Here is a 17,482-nt window from a genome sequence, read left to right as displayed (position 1 = left end):
TGCTCGCCAGTGCGGCGCGCGCACCGCCCAGCAGCCGATGAAGACCGGGGTCGACGATAAGCAGGCGGTCAATGGCCCGCGACAACGAAACAACCGACATGATCGAAGCATTCCAGGAGGCAGCGCGGCGACTTCCGGCCGGGATACCGGCCGAGCTTTCATGGCGGCCATCGCGGGTCGCGCGGGCCGCCGTGCCGAATTCAAAACACGCGGTCCACCCAGCCGTGGCGATCGGCTTCGCGCCCGTTCTGGATATCGAGCAGCGCCGCCTTCAGGCGCGATGTGACCGGCCCCGCGCCCCCTTCGCCGATCGTGAAGTCGTACGCGCGGCCCTTCACCCGGCCGATCGCCGTCACGACCGCCGCCGTGCCGCACGCGAACGCCTCGACCAGCCGACCGCTGCGCGCATCCGCCTGCCATTGCTCGATCGTGTAGCCTTCCTCCCGCACCGTGTAATTCAGTTCCCGGGCCAGCGTGATCAACGACGCGCGCGTGATGCCCGGCAGAATCGTCCCGTTCAGCGGCGGCGTCTGGATCGACCCGTCGTCGAACACGAAGAACACGTTCATCCCGCCCAGCTCCTCGATCCAGCGGCGTTCGACCGCATCGAGAAACACCACCTGCTCGCAGCCTTCGCGGATCGCCTCCGCCTGTGCGGCCAGGCTCGCCGCGTAGTTGCCGCCGCATTTCGCGTCGCCCGTTCCGCCCGGCGCCGCCCGCGTGTAGTGCTCGGACACCCACAGCGTCACGCCCGACGCGCCGCTCTTGAAGTACGCGCCGACCGGCGTCGCGATCACGCAGTACAGATACTCCGGCGACGGCTTCACGCCGAGCACCGCCTCCGTCGCGATCATGAACGGACGCAAATACAGCGCCGCGCCGTCGAACGCCGGAATCCAGTCGCGATCGGCCCGGACCAACGCACGCACCGATTCGACGAACATCGCCTCCGGCAACGGTGTCATCGACAGCCGCTCGGCCGAATGGCGAAAGCGCCGTGCATTCGCATCGGGACGGAACAGCGCCGCGCCGCCGTCCGGAAGCCGATAGGCTTTCAAGCCCTCGAAGATTTCCTGCGCGTAGTGCAGCACGAGCGTCGCCGGATCGAATCGGAACGGTTCGCGCGGCCCGATTTTCGCTTGATGCCACCCTTGTTCCGCCGAATACCGGATCGTCACCATGTGATCCGTGAAGACCCGGCCGAAACCGGGATTGGCGAGCAGCGCGGCGCGCTCCGCCGCCGCGACAGGGTGAGGATTTTGTTCGAATTCGAAGTGCTGAACGGAATCGGTGCTCATCGTTTGCCCCTTGATCGGCAGCGGGACCGTCCCGGCTGCTACGGGCAAAAATTTATCGCAGAAAAAATAATTTCAGGTTGCGTGTTCGACTTAAGATGGGCGCGATTTGGCAATTCCGTGCCTCAAGAAGCGAACATTCGGGCACCGCGTGCCTCAACCCAATCTGTCGGATCAATGGCGATGATCGAGCTGGACGAAATGGACCGTCGCATTCTGCGCGTGCTCCAGGAAGATGGGCGAATCCAGAACGTGGAACTGGCGCAGAAAGTGGGCTTGTCGCCGTCGCCGTGCCTGCGTCGCGTCAGGCAGCTGGAACAGGCCGGCGTCATCGAGCGCTACGCGGCGCTGCTCGACGCATCGAAGATCGGCGCGGGGTTGACCGTCTTCGTCCGCATCTGGCTGACGAGCCAGGACGCGAAAACCGTCGACCGTTTCACGGAGGCGGTTCAACGTCTTCCGCAGGTTCTCGAGTGCCACCTGATGGCGGGCGATTGCGATTGCCTGCTGCGCGTCGTGACGGCCGACATCGACGCCTATCGGAAACTCCAGATCGACCACTTGACCCGGATCGACGGCGTGCAGAGCGTGAAGACCGAGATTCCGATGCAGAGGATCAAGCAGACTTCCGTGCTTCCGCTTTGATCGCGCATGCGGTGCAGCGCTCCGCGGATCGCGGGGTGTCGCCGACGACGGCGGGTCGGTCACCCGCCGCAGCGAGATCGGATGAATGCGCGTATCGTTCGCGAAGCCGCGCAGCTTACGCGAACGGCATGGGCGTCAGAAATGATGCAGCAGCGCGATACGCGCGACATATTGATTCGGGCCCGACGAAATGTCGGCCGCGCCCGGAATGTACGCGTAGTCGAAGTCGGTTCCCGTGTGCGCGTTCATCGCATGCTGATAGACGCCCTCCACGAATACCGACGTGCGTTTCGACAAGTCGTAATTCAACTTCGTGCTCAGTTGATGCCACTTCGGATTGAACGCGCCGACCGTCGACGCGACGCGGGCCTGGGTGTACGTGTATGCCGCGCCGACGTAGAACGCGGTCGTGAAATGATAGAGGCCGTTCACCTCGAAGTTGTCGAACTTCCACGATTTCCACGCACCGCCCGCCGGCTGCGTCGTACCGGTGAAATATGCGTTCGAAGTCGGGTCGTAGACGTCGACGTGCGAATACGTGAATCCCACCAGCGCATTCGAGAACGCGTAATTCACGCCGATGCCGATGTTCTGCTGCGACGATGCGTCGAACGTGTTGTCGCCGGTGATCGCCCCGGTCGAATCGGTATTGCGTGCGTTATTGATCTTCAGATACGACGTGCCGACCGTCAGCCCGCCCTGCTGGTATTGCAGCGCGGCGCCATACACGCGGTTGTTCGCGAAGCCGCCCGCCTGATTGCTGAATCCATACATCGCCTCCGCGGTCACGCCGTGCCACACCGGCGACACGTACTTGACCGCGTTATTCACGCGGAACGAGTAGTCGGTGTTGTCATTGTCGTATGGATGCGAGAACAGGTAGCCGGTCCAGTTGCCGTTCGCGGTGAGCGGCGAGAAGAGGTCGACGCCCGGATCGTACTGGCGACCGAACGTCAGCGTGCCGTATCGATCCGACGCGATGCCGACGAAGGCCTGGCGGCCGAATTCCCGACCGCCCTGGTTCATTTTGCCGGTGTTGACGTCGAAACCGTTCTCGAGCGTGAAAATCGCCTGGTAGCCTGCGCCAAGGTCTTCCGTGCCCTTGATACCCCAGCGGCTGCCGTAGTCATAGCCGCTTTGCAGTTGCACGGTTCCGTGGCCGCGTGCGTTGCTCGTGTAGTTGATACCGTTCTCGATCTTGCCGTACAGGGTCACGCTGCTCTGCGCATGTGCGGCAGCAGCAAGCAAGGCGGCGGGCGCGATGATCCCCCAACGCTTGTTCATGACGATTTCCCCCCAGGTTTTTCGTTTGCCGGTCGTAACGCTTGCGCGCTGCGTATGTGCCGCGTCGAGGCTTCTCGGCGATGCGACGGGCGCAGTGTAATGAGCCGATTTTCTGCTGTTAGCCCTGCGCGGCGGGAAGGTGCTCTTCAAAATGGGGGGTATTTGTCAGCGCGGAAAGCGGCTAGCCGGCGGTTGAAAGCAGGCATGAGTCCGTCGAGCCTGCACGCGACATGGCCCGCTTGCGGGCTTCGGCTGATTTGGCGGTGGTTACTTGAATCGGGATGCTTCGCACGCCGGGCGCCGCAATGGCGCACGAAGAACGGGATTGGCTCGCCGCAAGACAGGTTGATGCGCCGGCGAATTCGTGTGCCATACGCACGAATTGACAGCCCCAATCGGTGCGCTGAAACTGAGCATCCCTTTTCATCGCGGTGATCATCGGAATGAATTTCGAGATATCGGACTTGCGGGCCTTTGTCGCGACGGCCGACCTCGGCAGCTTTCGCGCCGCGGCCGACACATTGCATCTGTCGGCGTCCGCACTATCGCGCCGGATAGAAAAACTCGAGGAAGTGCTGGGCGTCAGACTGTTCGAGCGAACGACGCGGAAGATGGACCTGACGATCGTCGGTCGCGGGTTTCTCGAGCGCGCTCACCGCATCCTCAATGAAGTCGACAACTCGATGCTCGAGTTCGACGATCTTGCACGCAAGATGACCGGCGAACTCACGGTCGCGTGCGTGCCGTCGGCGGTACGCTACTTCCTTCCGGAAACCATCGCGACCTATCATCAGCGTTACCCGGGCATTCGCCTTCGTCTCATCGACGAGCCGTCGTCGATGGTTTTTCTGGCCGTCGCGCGTGGGGAGGCAGACTTTGGCCTGACTTACGTCGGCACCGACGAGCCGGACATCGAATTCACCCCGCTGCTCGATGACCCTTTCGTTCTCGCTTGCCCGCGCAGTCATCCGCTCGCAAAACGCAAATCCGTCGCGTGGGCGGAGCTCGCCAGCCTCGAGTATTTGGCCATCGCGCAAGGCAGCGGCAATCGCGCGGTCATAGACGAAGCGCTGGTAGGCGTCGCCGACCGGCCCAAATGGTTCTGCGAGGTACGCCATGTGCCCGCGCTCGTGAGCCTGATCGAAGCGGGCCTGGGCGTCGGTGTCGTACCTCGGCTCGCCATGCCCCGCGGCCCGCACAAGGCGCTCGCCAGCGTCGCGCTCGTCGATCCGCCGATACGGCGAACGCTGGGTGTCATCCAGCGGCGCGGCCGCGGTTTGTCCTCCGCAGGCCGCTTCTTCCTTCAGTTGTTGACGGAGATGCGCGCGCCCGATGTGCCGCGCACAAGCGCTGCCGCATAGGCGAAGCGCCGGGCCACGGCTTCGGGTGGCACGGCGAAGCCTTCGCGGGCATCTGGTGGTTGGGTTCGATTCGTGCGCACGACGCACCAATCGAACGAAAATATGCGTTTGTTGCGTGAGCCGCTCCTGCTCGATCATGTGCGAAACGCAAGCGTCGTGCTATTCGCAACCGCTTGAACCGCACGGTTTTCAAATCGAAGGAGACAACGCATTCCATGACCCAGCCCACTCCCACCCATGGCGTCGTCAGCCGCGCACATCTGACCGAGTTGACCATCGAAGCTCTCTGCGCGCTCGGCCTGACGCGCGCCGATGCGACGGACACCGCCACGATCCTCGTGCTTGCCGACCTATTCGGTTTGCGCACGCACGGCACGAGCCGTGTCGAGTCATACGGTGCGCGCCTGCGCATCGGCGGCATCAATCCCACGCCTTCGATCACCGCCGAACAGGTGGCGCCGGCGCTTCACCGCCTCGACGGCGACAACGGCATCGGCCCGCTCGTCGGCCATCGCGCACTCGACCTGGCGATGACCGCCGCACGCGAACACGGCATTGCCTGTGTATTCGTGCGCGGCAGCAATCACTTCGGCCCCGTGTCGCCGTATTCGTACCTCGCCGCGATGCAGGGCTTCGCCAGCATCATCGGCAGTAACGCGACGACGACGATTGCGCCGTGGGGCGGCACCGACGCGCGCCTGGGCAACAGTCCTGTCGGCTTTGGCGTCCCGAACCCGAATGGTCATCCGTTCATGCTCGACATGGCGATCAGCGTCGCGGCACGGGCAAAGATTCGCAACGCGCTCAAGCGCGGCGAACCGATTCCCGGCGATTGGGCAACCGACGCGCAAGGCAAACCGACCACCGACCCGAAAGCCGCACTCGACGGCTTTCTGCTGCCGATCGGCGGCCACAAGGGCTACGGCCTCGCGCTGGTGGTCGATCTGTTCGCTGGGCTGCTTTCCGGCGCGGCGTATCTCACGCACGTCAAGTCGTGGGAAGACGATCCTGAACAACCGCAGAATCTCGGCCACTTCTTCATTCTCATCGATACGACGCGACTCGGCAGCACCGAGTGGCTCGCCACGCATATGGCCGACTATGCGGCGATCCTGCACGGCTCCAGACCCGCGGATCCGGATGCGCCCGTGATCGTGCCCGGCGAGATCGAACTCGGTCGCCTGGAACGTCAGATGGCGGAAGGCATCGATATCGGCGCGGCACAGCTCGCCATGCTGGAAGCGATCGCACGTCCGCAACGCTGAACGCCTCGTTCGCGGCGGCGCGGCTCACCACGCTCGCGCCGTTCCGAACGCGCGGCGCGGCTGCGAACCGACAAGCGACGAGCCGGGCAGCGCGTTCGCGCGCCCGACCGTCAAGCACATAACAAGCTCCAAGGAGCGACAGGTGAGACAGGTGACAAACATTCGATGGCGCATCGTCCTGCTGCTGTTCATCGCAGGCTTCATCAATTATCTCGACCGTGCGGCGCTGTCCGTCGCCGCACCCGCCGTCATGCGGGAACTGCATATGTCGCCGAGCAGCCTCGGGCTGTTGTTCTCGACGTTCTTCATCGGCTACGCGGCATTCAATTTCATTGGCGGATGGGCGGCGGATCGCTGGGGCGGCAAACGCGTCTTCTCCGGGGCCGTCCTGACGTGGTCGTTGCTATGCGGCGCGACCGGCCTTGCCAGCGGCTTCGGATCGCTGCTGGCCGTCCGCACCCTGTTCGGCATGGCCGAAGGTCCGCTCGCGACGACGATCAACAAGATCGTCAACAACTGGTTCCCGCATAAGGAATCGGCGACCGCATTCGGCTTTGCCAATTGCGGCCTGCCGCTGGGCGGCGCGGTGGCGGGGCCGGTAGTCGGCCTGCTGACAGCCGCTTACGGCTGGCGCGTCGCATTCGCCGGCATCGCGTGTTTCGGCTTGCTCTGGCTGGTTTTCTGGGTGTTCATGGCGACCGACAAGCCGCACCAGCATGCACGCGTATCCGATGACGAACGCCGGCTGATCGAATCCGACCGAAGCGTCCCTGAAAGCCCTGCAGACCTGAGGCCCCTCGGCTTCTATCTCAAGCAGCCCGCCATTCTCGCGGCGATGATTTCGTACTTCGGTTACAGCTACATCCTGTTTTTCTTTCTCACCTGGTTCCCGACCTTTCTGACGATGGACCGCCACCTGAGCCTGAAAAGCATGAGTCTCGCGACGGTGCTGCCCTGGCTGCTGGGGTTCATCGGCTACGGGCTGAGCGGCGTGCTGTCCGATCTGATCTTTCGCCGCACGGGCAACGCGCTGCTTGCGCGCAAGCGGGTATTGATCGCCTGTCTCGGCACGGCGGGCGTGTGTGTCACGCTGGCCGGCGCCGTGACCACGACGCTCGGCGCGCTGCTGTTGATGGCCATTGCCGTGTTTGCACTTTATCTGAGCGGCAGCGCCTATTGGGCACTGATTCAGGACACGATTCCCGGCCCGAAACTCGGCAGTGTCGGCGGATGCGTACACGCGATCGCAAACTGCGCAGGCATCGTCGGTCCGGCTGCAACCGGCTTTCTCGTGCAGGAAAGCCACACGTTCCTCAGCGCGTTCTTTCTCGCGGGCGGTATCGCGCTGGCCAGCGTGCTGGCCGTAGCGATACTGCTGAGGCCCCGAGCGCTCGCGCCACGCAAGTCGAGCGACGCGCGGGTCTGCGGCTGACGGCCCGTGTCTCCATACGATTTTTTGTTCTTCACGCTATCGACATGAAACCCGACCCATCCGTCATTCGCGCATTCACACCTGCCGGCAAGCTGCGGGCATCGATCAATCTCGGGAATCCCATTCTCGCGGGCAAGGACACATCGGGCGCACCAACCGGTGTTTCGGTGGACCTGGCGTGCGCCTTTGCCGCAACGCTCGGAGTAGAACTTGAACTGGTGGTGTTCGATACGGCGGGCAAGTCCGTTCAGGCGGTCAGCGATGAGCGGGCTGACGTCGGCTTCTTCGCCATCGATCCACGGCGAGGAGAAACCCTCGCGTTTACCGATCCGTACGTGTTGATCGAAGGCTATTACCTGGTGCGAGACGGATCGTCGATTCGCTCCAACGACGATGTCGACCAGCCGTCGATCCGCGTGGCGGTTGGCGAGGGAAGCGCTTACGATCTGTTCCTGACGCGCGAATTGAAGCATGCGCGGATCGTGCGCGCACCGTCATCTCCGGCCGTCGTCCGAACGTTCCTCGATCAGGGCCTCGAGGTCGCCGCTGGCGTGAAGCAACAGCTCGAGGCAGACGCACGTCAAACCCCCGGCCTGCGTTTGCTCGACGAGCGATTCATGGTGATCCGTCAAGCGATGGGTTTGCCGAAGCGCCGCGGTGCGGCGGCCGCCGAGACATTGCGGGCATTCGTCGAGCAAGCGAAGGCATCCGGGTTCGTCGCTCAGGCGCTCGATCGACACAAGATTGCCGGCGCATCGGTTGCGCCCGCTGCGTAGGTCGACGCTGCCCGTGCGTGCCGACTCAGGTGTCAGTCCGAAACGCGTGCAGTCGATCGCGTCCGGGCCGCGCCAACGGCAACGACCATTTCACCCACGCTACCGTCCGGTTGCAAACGCAACCGGACGGTCGACAGGCCGATCAACCTCAATTGCTGAAGATCAGACCGCGCGCGGCGCCATTGACGTAAATCCGGCCGTATGTGTTCCAGTCACCGGCCATCACGCCGGAGTCGCCGAATTGGTGCGCGTCATCGTTGAAGCGCGCCCACGTCGCACCGCCGTCGTCGGAATGGTAAATGCCCCAGACGCCGTTCACTGTGCCTTCCACATAGACCGCGGCCGAGTACGGAGAACCGGTCGGCGCCCTGCCCAACGCGATCACGGTGGCGCCCGGTGTGTCGTTGGTCGACGCAAAGGCGCCGAGCTTCGTCCAGGTCGCCCCCGAGTCCACCGAGTGGTACACGGCCGTGCCGTCGGCCAGCCACAGATCGCCCTCCGCGTTCGGATTGACCGCCATCGACGTATCCCGCCACGCATTCCAGGCCAGGTTCGCGTTCACCGAGCCCTGGCTCAGCGTGAACGTGTGGCCGCCGTCGTTCGACACGTAGATCTTGCCGCGCTGCCAGCTCCACGATGCACCGCCGGAGTCGTAGGCATAGACCTTGTTCGGGTTCTTGCGGTCCGCGGCCAGGCGGTAGGCACGCGGGAAGCCGTTCCATTTGGCGCTGAACGCCGGCAGGTTGGTCGACGTCCAGCTGGCACCATTGTTTGTCGTGTACGACGGCACCGAGTCGGGCGGTGCCCACGTCACGTTGTTGCGCGACGGGACGACCAGGTTGCCTACGTTGCTCTGGCTTGCCGCGGCGCCGTCAGGCAGCGACGCGAACGTCGCCCAGGTATTGCCGCTGTCGCCCGACCAGAAGCCCTTGGTGGCATGGCCGTTGGCGTTGTCGACGCCTGCAGCGGCGATGTACGTCGGATCGGACCACGACATGTCGGCCGAATTGCCGCTGCTCCACGTGTTCAACGGGCCTTTCGTCGGCCTCGTCGTGAGATCCGTATTGACCCACGTGCCGATGTCGCCGGCGCTGTTGATGAACTTGTACGACGCACCGGGCGGCGCCGTGACGAGCGCCAGCGTCACGGTTTCCTCGAGGTTGTCGACCTTGGGGCGCCAGGTTGGCGTGGGCGACGAGGCGTTCGTGGTTTCGCAGATGCCGCCGCCGTGGACGTGCATGATGTGATCGCGATTGGCCGGGTCTATGGTGACGCCCTCCACCCAGCCGGCGCAGCCGCCCGAGGCAATGCCGGTATGCGGCATGCCGGCCTCGATTTCGCGCCACGTGCTGCCGCCGTCGTCGGATAGCTGAATGGTCTTGCTGGTGTCGCTCCAGCCGGTCATGCCCAGTGCGATGCGGGCGGACGCGCCCAGACCGGAGACGGACAGGCCGCCAAAGCCGTTGCCGGTGGAGCGGTTGAGCAGCGTCCAGTTGCCGTTGTTGCTGCCGCCGAACCTGTAGAGATAGCTCGGTCCGCCGATACCCTGGCCGACGCCCGCGTTGAACACCACGTAAAAGTTGCCGTCGGAAGTGCGCACGACGTGCGGGATGTAGTAGCCGGACACCGTCGGCGGGACGGGCACCGGCGTCCACGAGAAGCCGCCGTTGGTGGACTTGTACAGGGTCGACGTCAGGCCCGCCGCGTTCGCGTAGTCGGGGGCGACGGTGGCCCACATGATCCAGGTCGGCTGGCCACTGCCCTTGCCCGACGTATCGAAGATCACCTGTTCGACGCCGATCGGGGAACCGCCGCCGCTGATCGTGGCGGGGGACAGGCCCGAGACCTGCGCCCAGGTGCGACCCGAATCGGCACTCTTCCACAGGCCGGCCGTGCGCGATCCGTAGAACAGCGTCGACGGATGGTTCGGATCGACCTGCAGGCGCTCGCCGGTGGCCCGACCGTTGTCGTTGCCGCCGACCGGAAACGGCACGTCATAGTGCGTCCAGGTGTTGCCACGATCGCTCGAGATGTAGATGCGGCCGTTGTGACCCTGCGTCACGGTAATGCCGGTCATCATGTAGACGAGCTGGTCGTCGTTCGGATCGAGCGCGAGACTTTCGACGCCGTGGAAATCGCCCTCGCCTGCGCCGAAACCGATGCCGTCGGTGATGGGCATCCACGTCGAGTTGGTCGCGTTCCAGCGGTACGCGCCGCCAACGTCGGTGCGTGCGTACAGCAGGCTCGCGTTGGCTGGATGGTAGATCAGGCCGGTGACATAGCCGCCCCCGCCCCACTTGACGCTGGTCCAGCTGGCCGCCGGCAGGTTGCTGCCGCCGCCATTTCCGCCGACCTGACTACGATTGGCGGCTACGTTGGCACTCATTTTGTTCACGCCTGCCGCGCTATCGGATCCGTCACCACAGCCCCATAACGCACACGCCATCGCCGCAGCGGCAATCCATCGTTGAGAAAACACGGTCATCAGAAGTCCGTAAAGAAAGAAGTCCATCGCAGGGCCCGCCATCGAGCCCTGCACGATCAGTTCGCCATGAGCGATGCAATCTGCGCAGCGCTGAGCGCACCGCGATAGAGGCGGAAATCGTCGATCAAACCGTTGAACGTGGCGTCGGCACCGTATTGCGATTTGCCCAGCCAGTTCTGCGTGGTGCGGCCAAGACGGAACGGCGCCTGGAACATCGCCGTGTTGGTGCTGACGGGCGTGCCGTCCACGTACATCGTGCCGGTCGAACCCGATAGCGTGACGGCCACATGCACCCATCGCTTGCTCGGCAGCGCGGTGGGGGCGTCGATGATCTGTTCCGGAGGGCCGTCGCCGGGGCCGTTGGCCGTCATGGCGAAGCGCATGCCGGCCCAGCCGGTGCGCGACTGCCCGCGCGGCGTGAACATCATGTAGCGGTGAAAACCGGTGCCGAAGTCGAACAGGCGTGCCCACGTTTGCGAACCGTTCCAGAACACCCAGCTCGCGATGGTGAAGTCCGATACATCGGCCAGCAGATCGTCGGGCAACGCCACATACGCGCCCGAGCCGTTGAGCGAGACCGCGTTGCCGCTGCGCCCCACGGCCCACGTTGCGCCGTTGAGCGTGCCATTGCGCCCGTTGCCCGAGCTGTCGGCGGCCGTGACGCCGCCGCCTTCATCGAACGCGAGGTGCGCGAGCAGTTGCTGCGCCGTGATCACTTTCACTTCGTTGGAGAGCGCCGATTCGCCCGCAATCGTTTGCGCCGTCACGACATAAAAATACGTGCCGGCACCGGCCGGCATATCCGTATAGGTCAACAGGTCGGTGATGCCGCTTTGGATGGTGCTGTACGGTCCGCCGGCCATGGTGGCGCGCTTGACGGTGTAGCTGACGGCGTTGCTGCTGCCCCACCACGACAGCACTACCTTGCCCGCGCTGGCATAGCCGGTCAGGCCGGTCGGCGTTGGGGCCGGGGCGCCGGGATCGAGCGTGCAGGTGAGCGTGCCGTAGCCGAGCTGGTCGAAGCCGCCACTGTTGGGGCCGTAGTTGCCGCCGCCGCCTTCCGGCGCCACCAGCTCGGCGGCGCGCCTGGTGTAAGGTGCCGCCAGACCTTTGCGGTTGATGTAATGGTTGGCCACCAGCGCCCAGCAGGGCCGCCCGAGGGCGCCGCCTTGCCCGCCGGTGGAGAACTGCGTCTGGATGACGCCGGCGCTGTTCTGGTACGTGACGAAAGGCACCGTGTAGACCGTGCCGTCCGCCTGCTTCAGGTTGGCCTTGGCCACGTATTCGGCGCCCGCCAGAAAGCGATTGTTGTCATAGCCGTACAGGTCGATGCCCTGATTCCACGCCATCTCGCAAATGGCGCCCGTCAATGCAATGCCGAGCGTGCTGTGGCCCTGGTCCCGGCCGGCTTCCTGCCATTGCCCGAGGTTGCCGGGGTGCAGGTAGTACACGGCTTGCCGGATACAGCCATTACTGCCACCGGTCTTGAAATGGGTGACGGCCTCGTCGACGAGCTCGGCATCGTCGCACAGCACGCCGATGGCCAGGACACACGCGATGTTGGCCAGACCCCAGTTGGCCCAGTAGTGCGTGTCCATCGCGGTGTCGATACGGGTCAGGAAAGCATGGCTGACCGGGTAGAAGACATTGCGCATCATGGCCTGAAACGCGGCGAGTCCGGCCGGACTCCAGCCGCTGTAGCCGCGCATGATTTCGGCTGCGTTGGCGAACTCGTAGCCGTAGATGCCGGCGGCGAGCGCCACGTCGCTGCCGCCAAGCGTCGTCAGCGTCGACGCCCATTGGTCCAGATACTCCACGGCCTTGTCGGCATAGCGTGTGTCGTTCGACACCTTCCAGCGCAACGCGTCGCCATAGGCGGCGGCGATGTCGTTGTAGAGGGCGCCGTAGTTCTGACCATGCGTCGGATCATTGCCGCGATAGATGCCGACCTGCGGGTTCGGCTTGTTCGTCAGGCGCGTGTGACCGTTGGCGACGAGCACGTTCCAGCTATCGATCCACGGGGAAGCCTGCGCGGCGACTTTAGCGCGCATGCGTTCGAAATCAGCGTCGGTATGCAGCAAGCCAGGATGCTTGAAGGTGCGGGTTTGGGCGGTGCCTGCCGACTTCGCGCCTGCGCCGCTACCGTCCGAAGCCGGAGCAACCCCGGACGCCTGGCCGCTGCTGGTTGCCGATGTACGCTCGCCGTCTGTAACCGCGCTACCTCCGTCGCCGCCGCATCCGGCCACAAGCGTTGCACCGAGCCCCATCACGAAATGGCGTCGTGCAATATTCTCGATGCCGCCGAGTAGAACGATTTCCTCGGACAGCAGCGTCGCTGCTCCCTTGTCTCGCATGTCTGGATCCTCTGTTTTTTTGCTATGGTCGAAGCGACAAAATGTACTAACCATTCCGTATTTATCGGAACGGGTAGCATTCTATCCAGTGCGACCGGGATCCAATCAAGCGAAAAAAACAAATTCATCAATGACACTAACGTGTCACATCGGTGATGCAGGGATCGAGGGATGCGCGAAGTGGTTGGGCAGAACCAAGCAAAGGTCGTCACCGTTTGCGGAGTAAAAATGTCACTTCATCGGTCGACACCGACGCGGAATCGGTAAACTCTCCCGTAATCGTGTCTTTTCGTTGGACGAAATAAAATCGTCAGCGACCGCGGTGTCGCGAAGAGCGGTGTCGCCTACGCCTCCGCCTCCGCTGCCGTGCCTGCATCACCGCCCTACCGCCCCAGAACCCGCTCCACCAACTTCACGAAATAACTCGCCCCCACCGGCAGCAACGCATCGTTGAAGTCGTAACTGGCGTTATGCAGCAGGCACGGCCCGCCACCGTGCCCATGCACGCGATGATCGCCCGCCCCATTCCCAAGGAATGCATAACAACCCGGCTTCTCGCGCAGCATGAACGAGAAATCCTCCGCCGCCATGGTCGGATCGACGGCTGCGTTCACATGCGCGTCGCCCACCAGCTCGCGCATTACCGCCACCGCCACCGCCGTCTGCTCGGCGTCGTTCACGGTGGCCGGATACTGGCGCTGGAAATCCACCTCGCTCTCGCAATCGAAGGCCGCGGCCGTCGCGGCCACCACGGCGCGCATGCGCGTCTCGATCAGGTCGAGCGTCGCATCGGAGAAGGTCCGCACCGTGCCGCCGAGCCAGGCATCGGTCGGCACCACGTTCATCGCCTCGCCTGCATGCACCTGCGTGACCGACAGCACCGCGCCGTCGATCGGATTGCGGTTGCGCGTGACGATTCCCTGCAGGGCGCTCAGCACCTGCCCCGCCACGAACACCGGATCGCGGCCCAGGTGCGGCATGGCCGCATGGCAGCCGGCACCGCGCAAGTCGATCCGGAACAGGCTGGTCGACGCCATCAGCGGCCCCGGCCGCACCGCAAAATCGCCGGCCGCGATGCCGGGCCAGTTGTGCAGCCCGAACACGGCATCCACGGGGAAACGCTCGAACAGGCCGTCCTCGATCATTGCGCGCGCGCCGCCGCCCGCTTCCTCGGCCGGCTGGAAGAACAACTGCACGGTGCCGTCGAACTCGCCATGCCGGGCCAGATGGCGCGCGGCCCCCAGCAGCATGGCGGTATGCCCGTCGTGGCCGCAGGCATGCATCGCGCCGGACACCGTCGACCGATGCGCGAAGGTGTTGGCCTCCTGCACGGGCAGCGCATCCATGTCGGCGCGCAGGCCGATCGCACGCGCACTGTCGCCGCGCTTCAAGGTGCCGACTACGCCGGTGCGGCCGACGCCGCGCGTGACGGCATAGCCCCATTGCTCGAGCCGCCCGGCAACGAGTTCGGCGGTGCGGAACACGTCGTAGCCCACCTCGGGATGGGCATGGATATCGCGGCGTAGCGCCGTCAGTTCGTCGGCGTGCGCGACGATGGAATCGATCAGTTTCATGCGGATGGGAGCGCTTTTGTCAGGTCGTCGCGGCGCGGCGGCGGGCCGGCCCATGCCGCCCGCCGCCGTGCCGCGAGGCATCAGATCAGATATGGAACAGTTGCGCCACCAGGGTCGCGCCGATGAAGGTGCCGGCATTGGCCACGAAGGATACCAGCACGATGCGCCAGCCGAGCCGGCGGAAGGCCGGGATGTCCTTGGCGATCGACAGCCCCGCGAACACCAGCATCGGCGTGGTCACCCCGAGGAAATCGTTGTGCGAGCTGAGCGCGGCGATCTGCGATGCCCACGGGGACCACGGCGAGGTCAGGAACATCGCTACCACCGACACCCAGCAGACCGCCGGAATCCGCCGCCCCGTCACGCGCGCCAGCGCATCGCCGACGATCGTCGCGCCCACCATGATCGCGATTCCCGGCAGTCCCGCCAGCGGTGTGGTGCCGTGGGCGATCCAGTCGCACACCAGCGCCATCGCGGCCGTCACGATCCAGGCCAGCAGCTTGCCGCCGTAGCCGAGCGCGGGCGCCTCCGTCCTCACCTCGCCCAGCGACGGGCTGGCCGCCTCGGGCTGCGCCGAGGCCTTGGTGGTGCGGCCGATCAGCGGCTCCAGCACGCGATAGCCCCAGACCGCCAGCGGCAGCGAGATGAACAGCGTGAAGTACGTGCCGATGGTGGTGGTGATCAGGTTGCTGGCCGCGGCGAACGCGAGCACCGATTTCGCCGTCTCCGGGTCCTGCTGCGCGGCGATCGCGCCCGAGGCGGCCGCCATCATGCTGCCCGAGCCGACACCCGAGCCCATCGCCAGCGCGAGCGGATCGAAGATGCCGAGGCTGGTCACGAAACCCGCGAACACGGCGATGAACACCGCACCGAACACGGTGCCCGTCAGGTACTCGGCCAGCACGCCGCGGCCCTCGGCGGAATCCATGCCGTATTTCTCGCCGATGATCGCCAGGCTCGGCTCGCGGCCCACCGAGAACGTCGCGCCAATCGCCTCGCGCTTGATGCCGAGCAGCAACGCGAGCGGCAGGCCGAGCAGGATGGTGCCGACGAAGTGGCCGAATTCCTGGAAGGCCAGTGCCCAGCCCGCCGACGCCAGCTTGGGCAGCGCGCTGCCCACCATCAGCCCGAGCTTGGAGACGAACAGCAGCAGCGCCGGCTGCAGGATCGCCGCCGCGAAGAACTGGTCGGGCACGCTCAGGCGCGCGCTGCCGTTCCAGCGCGCGCTGGCGAGCCCCACCGCGGCGCCGAGCAGCAGCGCCCAGATCATCGGCAGCAGCACGACCTTGCCTGGGCCGAGCTTGAACGTGAACGAGCCGATCCATTCGGCGACCAGCAGGATGCCGGCCGCGTAAAGCAGGACCTTGGCGGTGGCCGCGCCGCCCAGCTCGCGGCGCTCGATACCCAGTGCGTGTTCCATGACGAGTCTCCCCTTGAAGCCCGGCTGCCGTCGAATGCGGGCCGGTGGTTACAGATAACCGAACGCGGTGGGCGGCGCTTCGGCCGTCTCGACCCACACGCTTTTGGTCTGCGTGTATTCGTACAGCGCCTCGACCCCGCTCGAGCGGCCGTAGCCGCTCATGCCGTAGCCGCCGAACGGCGACGCCACGTTGATGGTCTTGTAGCCGTTGACCCAGAAGGTGCCGGCATTCACCTGCGCGGCCACGCGATGCGCGCGCGCCACGTCGGTGGTCCAGGCCGCGCCGGCCAGGCCGAAGTCGGTGTCGTTGGCGATCGCGATCGCCTCGTCCTCGGTGTCGAACGGGATGGCGGCCACCACCGGCCCGAAGATCTCGGTGCGCGCCACCTCCATCGCGTTCGACGCGCCGGTCAGCACGGTGGGCGCCACGAAGTAGCCGCCGCGGCCCTCCGCGACGCGCTCGGCCGAGCCGCTGGCGAGCGTGGCGCCAGCGGCCACACCGCGCTCGATCATCGACATCACGTGGTCGTACTGCTTGCGATTGTTGATCGGGCCCACCTCGGTCGCCTCGTCGAGCGGCGCGCCGACACGGATCTTCTTCGCGCCGGCCGCCACCATCGCGACGAATTCGTCGTAGACGGCGCGCTGCACCAGCAGGCGCGAGCCGGCCACGCAGCTCTGGCCCGCGCCGGCGAAGATCGCCGCCTGGGCGGTCAGCGCGGCGCGCTTGAGGTCGGCGTCGGCGAACACGATATTGGCCGACTTGCCGCCCAGTTCCAGCACGCAGGGCAGCACGCGCCGCGCGGCGGCCTCGGCGATGCGCGCGCCGGTGGCCGGCGAGCCGACGAACACCACCTTGCCGACCACGCGATGCGCGATCGCGGCCTGCCCGGCGGTGTGACCGAAGCCGGCCAGCACGTTGACGAGGCCGCGCGGCAGCCCGGCCCGCTCGCCGAGCCGGGCGACCGCCAGCGACGTGAAGGGCGTCAGCTCCGAGGGCTTGAGCAGCACGCCGTTGCCCATCGCCACCGCGGGCGCCACCTGCCAGCCGCAGGTGAATACCGGCGCGTTCCAGGGCGTGATCTGCAGCACCACGCCGGCCGGCTCGCGGCGCGTGTAGTTGAGGTGCGAGGTCGGCACCGGAATCACGCTGCCGTAGAACTTGTCGGTCCAGCCCGCGTAGTACTCGAACATTTCGGCGACCTTGCCCACCTCGCCGCGGCAGTCGCGAATCGGCTTGCCCGAGCCCAACGCCTCCAGCCGCGCGATCGCCTCGGCCTCGGCACGGATCGCGCGCGCCACCTCCTGCATCACGCGGCCGCGCGCGGCATGCGTGAGCGCCCACCATTCGCGCTGCGCGCGGCGCGCGCTTTCTGCGGCATGGTCGATCACGGCTGCGCCGGCGTCGCGATAGGCGAGCGTTTCGTCGCCCGTCGCCGCATCGTAAAGCTGGATCGTGTCGCCCTGGCCGGCGACGAGTTCGCCGTCGATATACGAGCCGATCGTGGCGGCACCGGGGAAGAAATGCGCGAAGGCGGCGAGCAACTGGTCTGCGTGCTGGGTCATGTCGGGTTTCCGTACAGGTGAGTCG

The 17,482-nt window shown here is 65.5% G+C and carries 12 protein-coding genes; 5 read left to right on the top strand and 7 right to left on the bottom strand.

The annotated features are described in order from the left end of the window. Nucleotides 1-200 precede the first annotated feature (200 nt). Nucleotides 201-1,298 (bottom strand): branched-chain amino acid aminotransferase, encoded by a 1,098-nt coding sequence (locus LGM42_RS01000; protein ID WP_060310796.1) that lies wholly within the window; start codon nt 1,296-1,298, stop codon nt 201-203. 183 nt (nt 1,299-1,481) lie between these two features. Between LGM42_RS01000 and LGM42_RS00995 the strand changes: the two genes are divergently transcribed. Continuing rightward, nucleotides 1,482-1,940, top strand: a complete 459-nt coding sequence (locus LGM42_RS00995) for an Lrp/AsnC family transcriptional regulator (protein ID WP_060311668.1) — start codon at nt 1,482-1,484, stop codon at nt 1,938-1,940. Nucleotides 1,941-2,075: 135 nt separating this feature from the next. On the opposite strand, the gene LGM42_RS00990 is transcribed toward LGM42_RS00995, so the two are convergent. After that, nucleotides 2,076-3,224 carry a porin gene (locus LGM42_RS00990; RefSeq protein WP_060310795.1) on the bottom strand — a complete coding sequence of 383 codons (1,149 nt, stop codon included), beginning with the start codon at nt 3,222-3,224 and terminating at the stop codon, nt 2,076-2,078. A gap of 443 nt (nt 3,225-3,667) precedes the next feature. Here LGM42_RS00990 and LGM42_RS00985 point away from each other — a divergent pair, with 443 nt between their 5' ends. The 4 genes from LGM42_RS00985 to LGM42_RS00970 all read left to right on the top strand — a co-directional run bounded on the left by LGM42_RS00985 (nt 3,668) and on the right by LGM42_RS00970 (nt 8,058). Further along, the gene (locus LGM42_RS00985) at nt 3,668-4,585 is read left to right on the top strand and encodes a LysR family transcriptional regulator (protein WP_226231328.1); all 918 of its coding nucleotides are present in this window, start codon (nt 3,668-3,670) and stop codon (nt 4,583-4,585) included. 215 nt (nt 4,586-4,800) lie between these two features. Beyond that, nucleotides 4,801-5,850 (top strand): Ldh family oxidoreductase, encoded by a 1,050-nt coding sequence (locus LGM42_RS00980; protein WP_060310793.1) that lies wholly within the window; start codon nt 4,801-4,803, stop codon nt 5,848-5,850. Nucleotides 5,851-6,001: 151 nt separating this feature from the next. Continuing rightward, on the top strand, nt 6,002-7,282 hold the full coding sequence (locus LGM42_RS00975) for an MFS transporter (RefSeq protein WP_226231703.1): 1,281 nt from the start codon (nt 6,002-6,004) through the stop codon (nt 7,280-7,282). A gap of 44 nt (nt 7,283-7,326) precedes the next feature. Further along, nucleotides 7,327-8,058: an ABC transporter substrate-binding protein gene (locus LGM42_RS00970; protein WP_060310791.1), complete on the top strand. Its 732-nt coding sequence runs from the start codon at nt 7,327-7,329 to the stop codon at nt 8,056-8,058. A gap of 148 nt (nt 8,059-8,206) precedes the next feature. Here LGM42_RS00970 and LGM42_RS00965 read toward each other — a convergent pair whose 3' ends face one another. The 5 genes from LGM42_RS00965 to LGM42_RS00945 form a co-directional block, all read right to left on the bottom strand. Continuing rightward, a complete protein-coding gene (locus LGM42_RS00965; protein ID WP_226231327.1) occupies nt 8,207-10,570 on the bottom strand; it encodes a WD40/YVTN/BNR-like repeat-containing protein in 2,364 nt (787 codons plus the stop codon). Nucleotides 10,571-10,599: 29 nt separating this feature from the next. After that, the gene (locus LGM42_RS00960; RefSeq protein WP_226231326.1) at nt 10,600-12,897 is read right to left on the bottom strand and encodes a LamG-like jellyroll fold domain-containing protein; all 2,298 of its coding nucleotides are present in this window, start codon (nt 12,895-12,897) and stop codon (nt 10,600-10,602) included. Nucleotides 12,898-13,280: 383 nt separating this feature from the next. After that, nucleotides 13,281-14,471, bottom strand: coding sequence for a M20 aminoacylase family protein (locus LGM42_RS00955; protein ID WP_226231325.1), 1,191 nt, complete (start codon nt 14,469-14,471; stop codon nt 13,281-13,283). Nucleotides 14,472-14,556: 85 nt separating this feature from the next. Beyond that, on the bottom strand, nt 14,557-15,891 hold the full coding sequence (locus LGM42_RS00950) for a DUF3100 domain-containing protein (protein WP_059584932.1): 1,335 nt from the start codon (nt 15,889-15,891) through the stop codon (nt 14,557-14,559). A gap of 48 nt (nt 15,892-15,939) precedes the next feature. Then, a complete protein-coding gene (locus LGM42_RS00945) occupies nt 15,940-17,457 on the bottom strand; it encodes an aldehyde dehydrogenase family protein (RefSeq protein ID WP_060310787.1) in 1,518 nt (505 codons plus the stop codon). Nucleotides 17,458-17,482 lie beyond the last annotated feature (25 nt).

Source organism: Burkholderia sp. AU39826 (assembly GCF_020419965.1).
Classification (GTDB): domain Bacteria; phylum Pseudomonadota; class Gammaproteobacteria; order Burkholderiales; family Burkholderiaceae; genus Burkholderia; species Burkholderia semiarida.
Note: the sequence above shows the minus strand (reverse complement) of the source record. Positions and strands in the feature narration are given on the sequence as shown.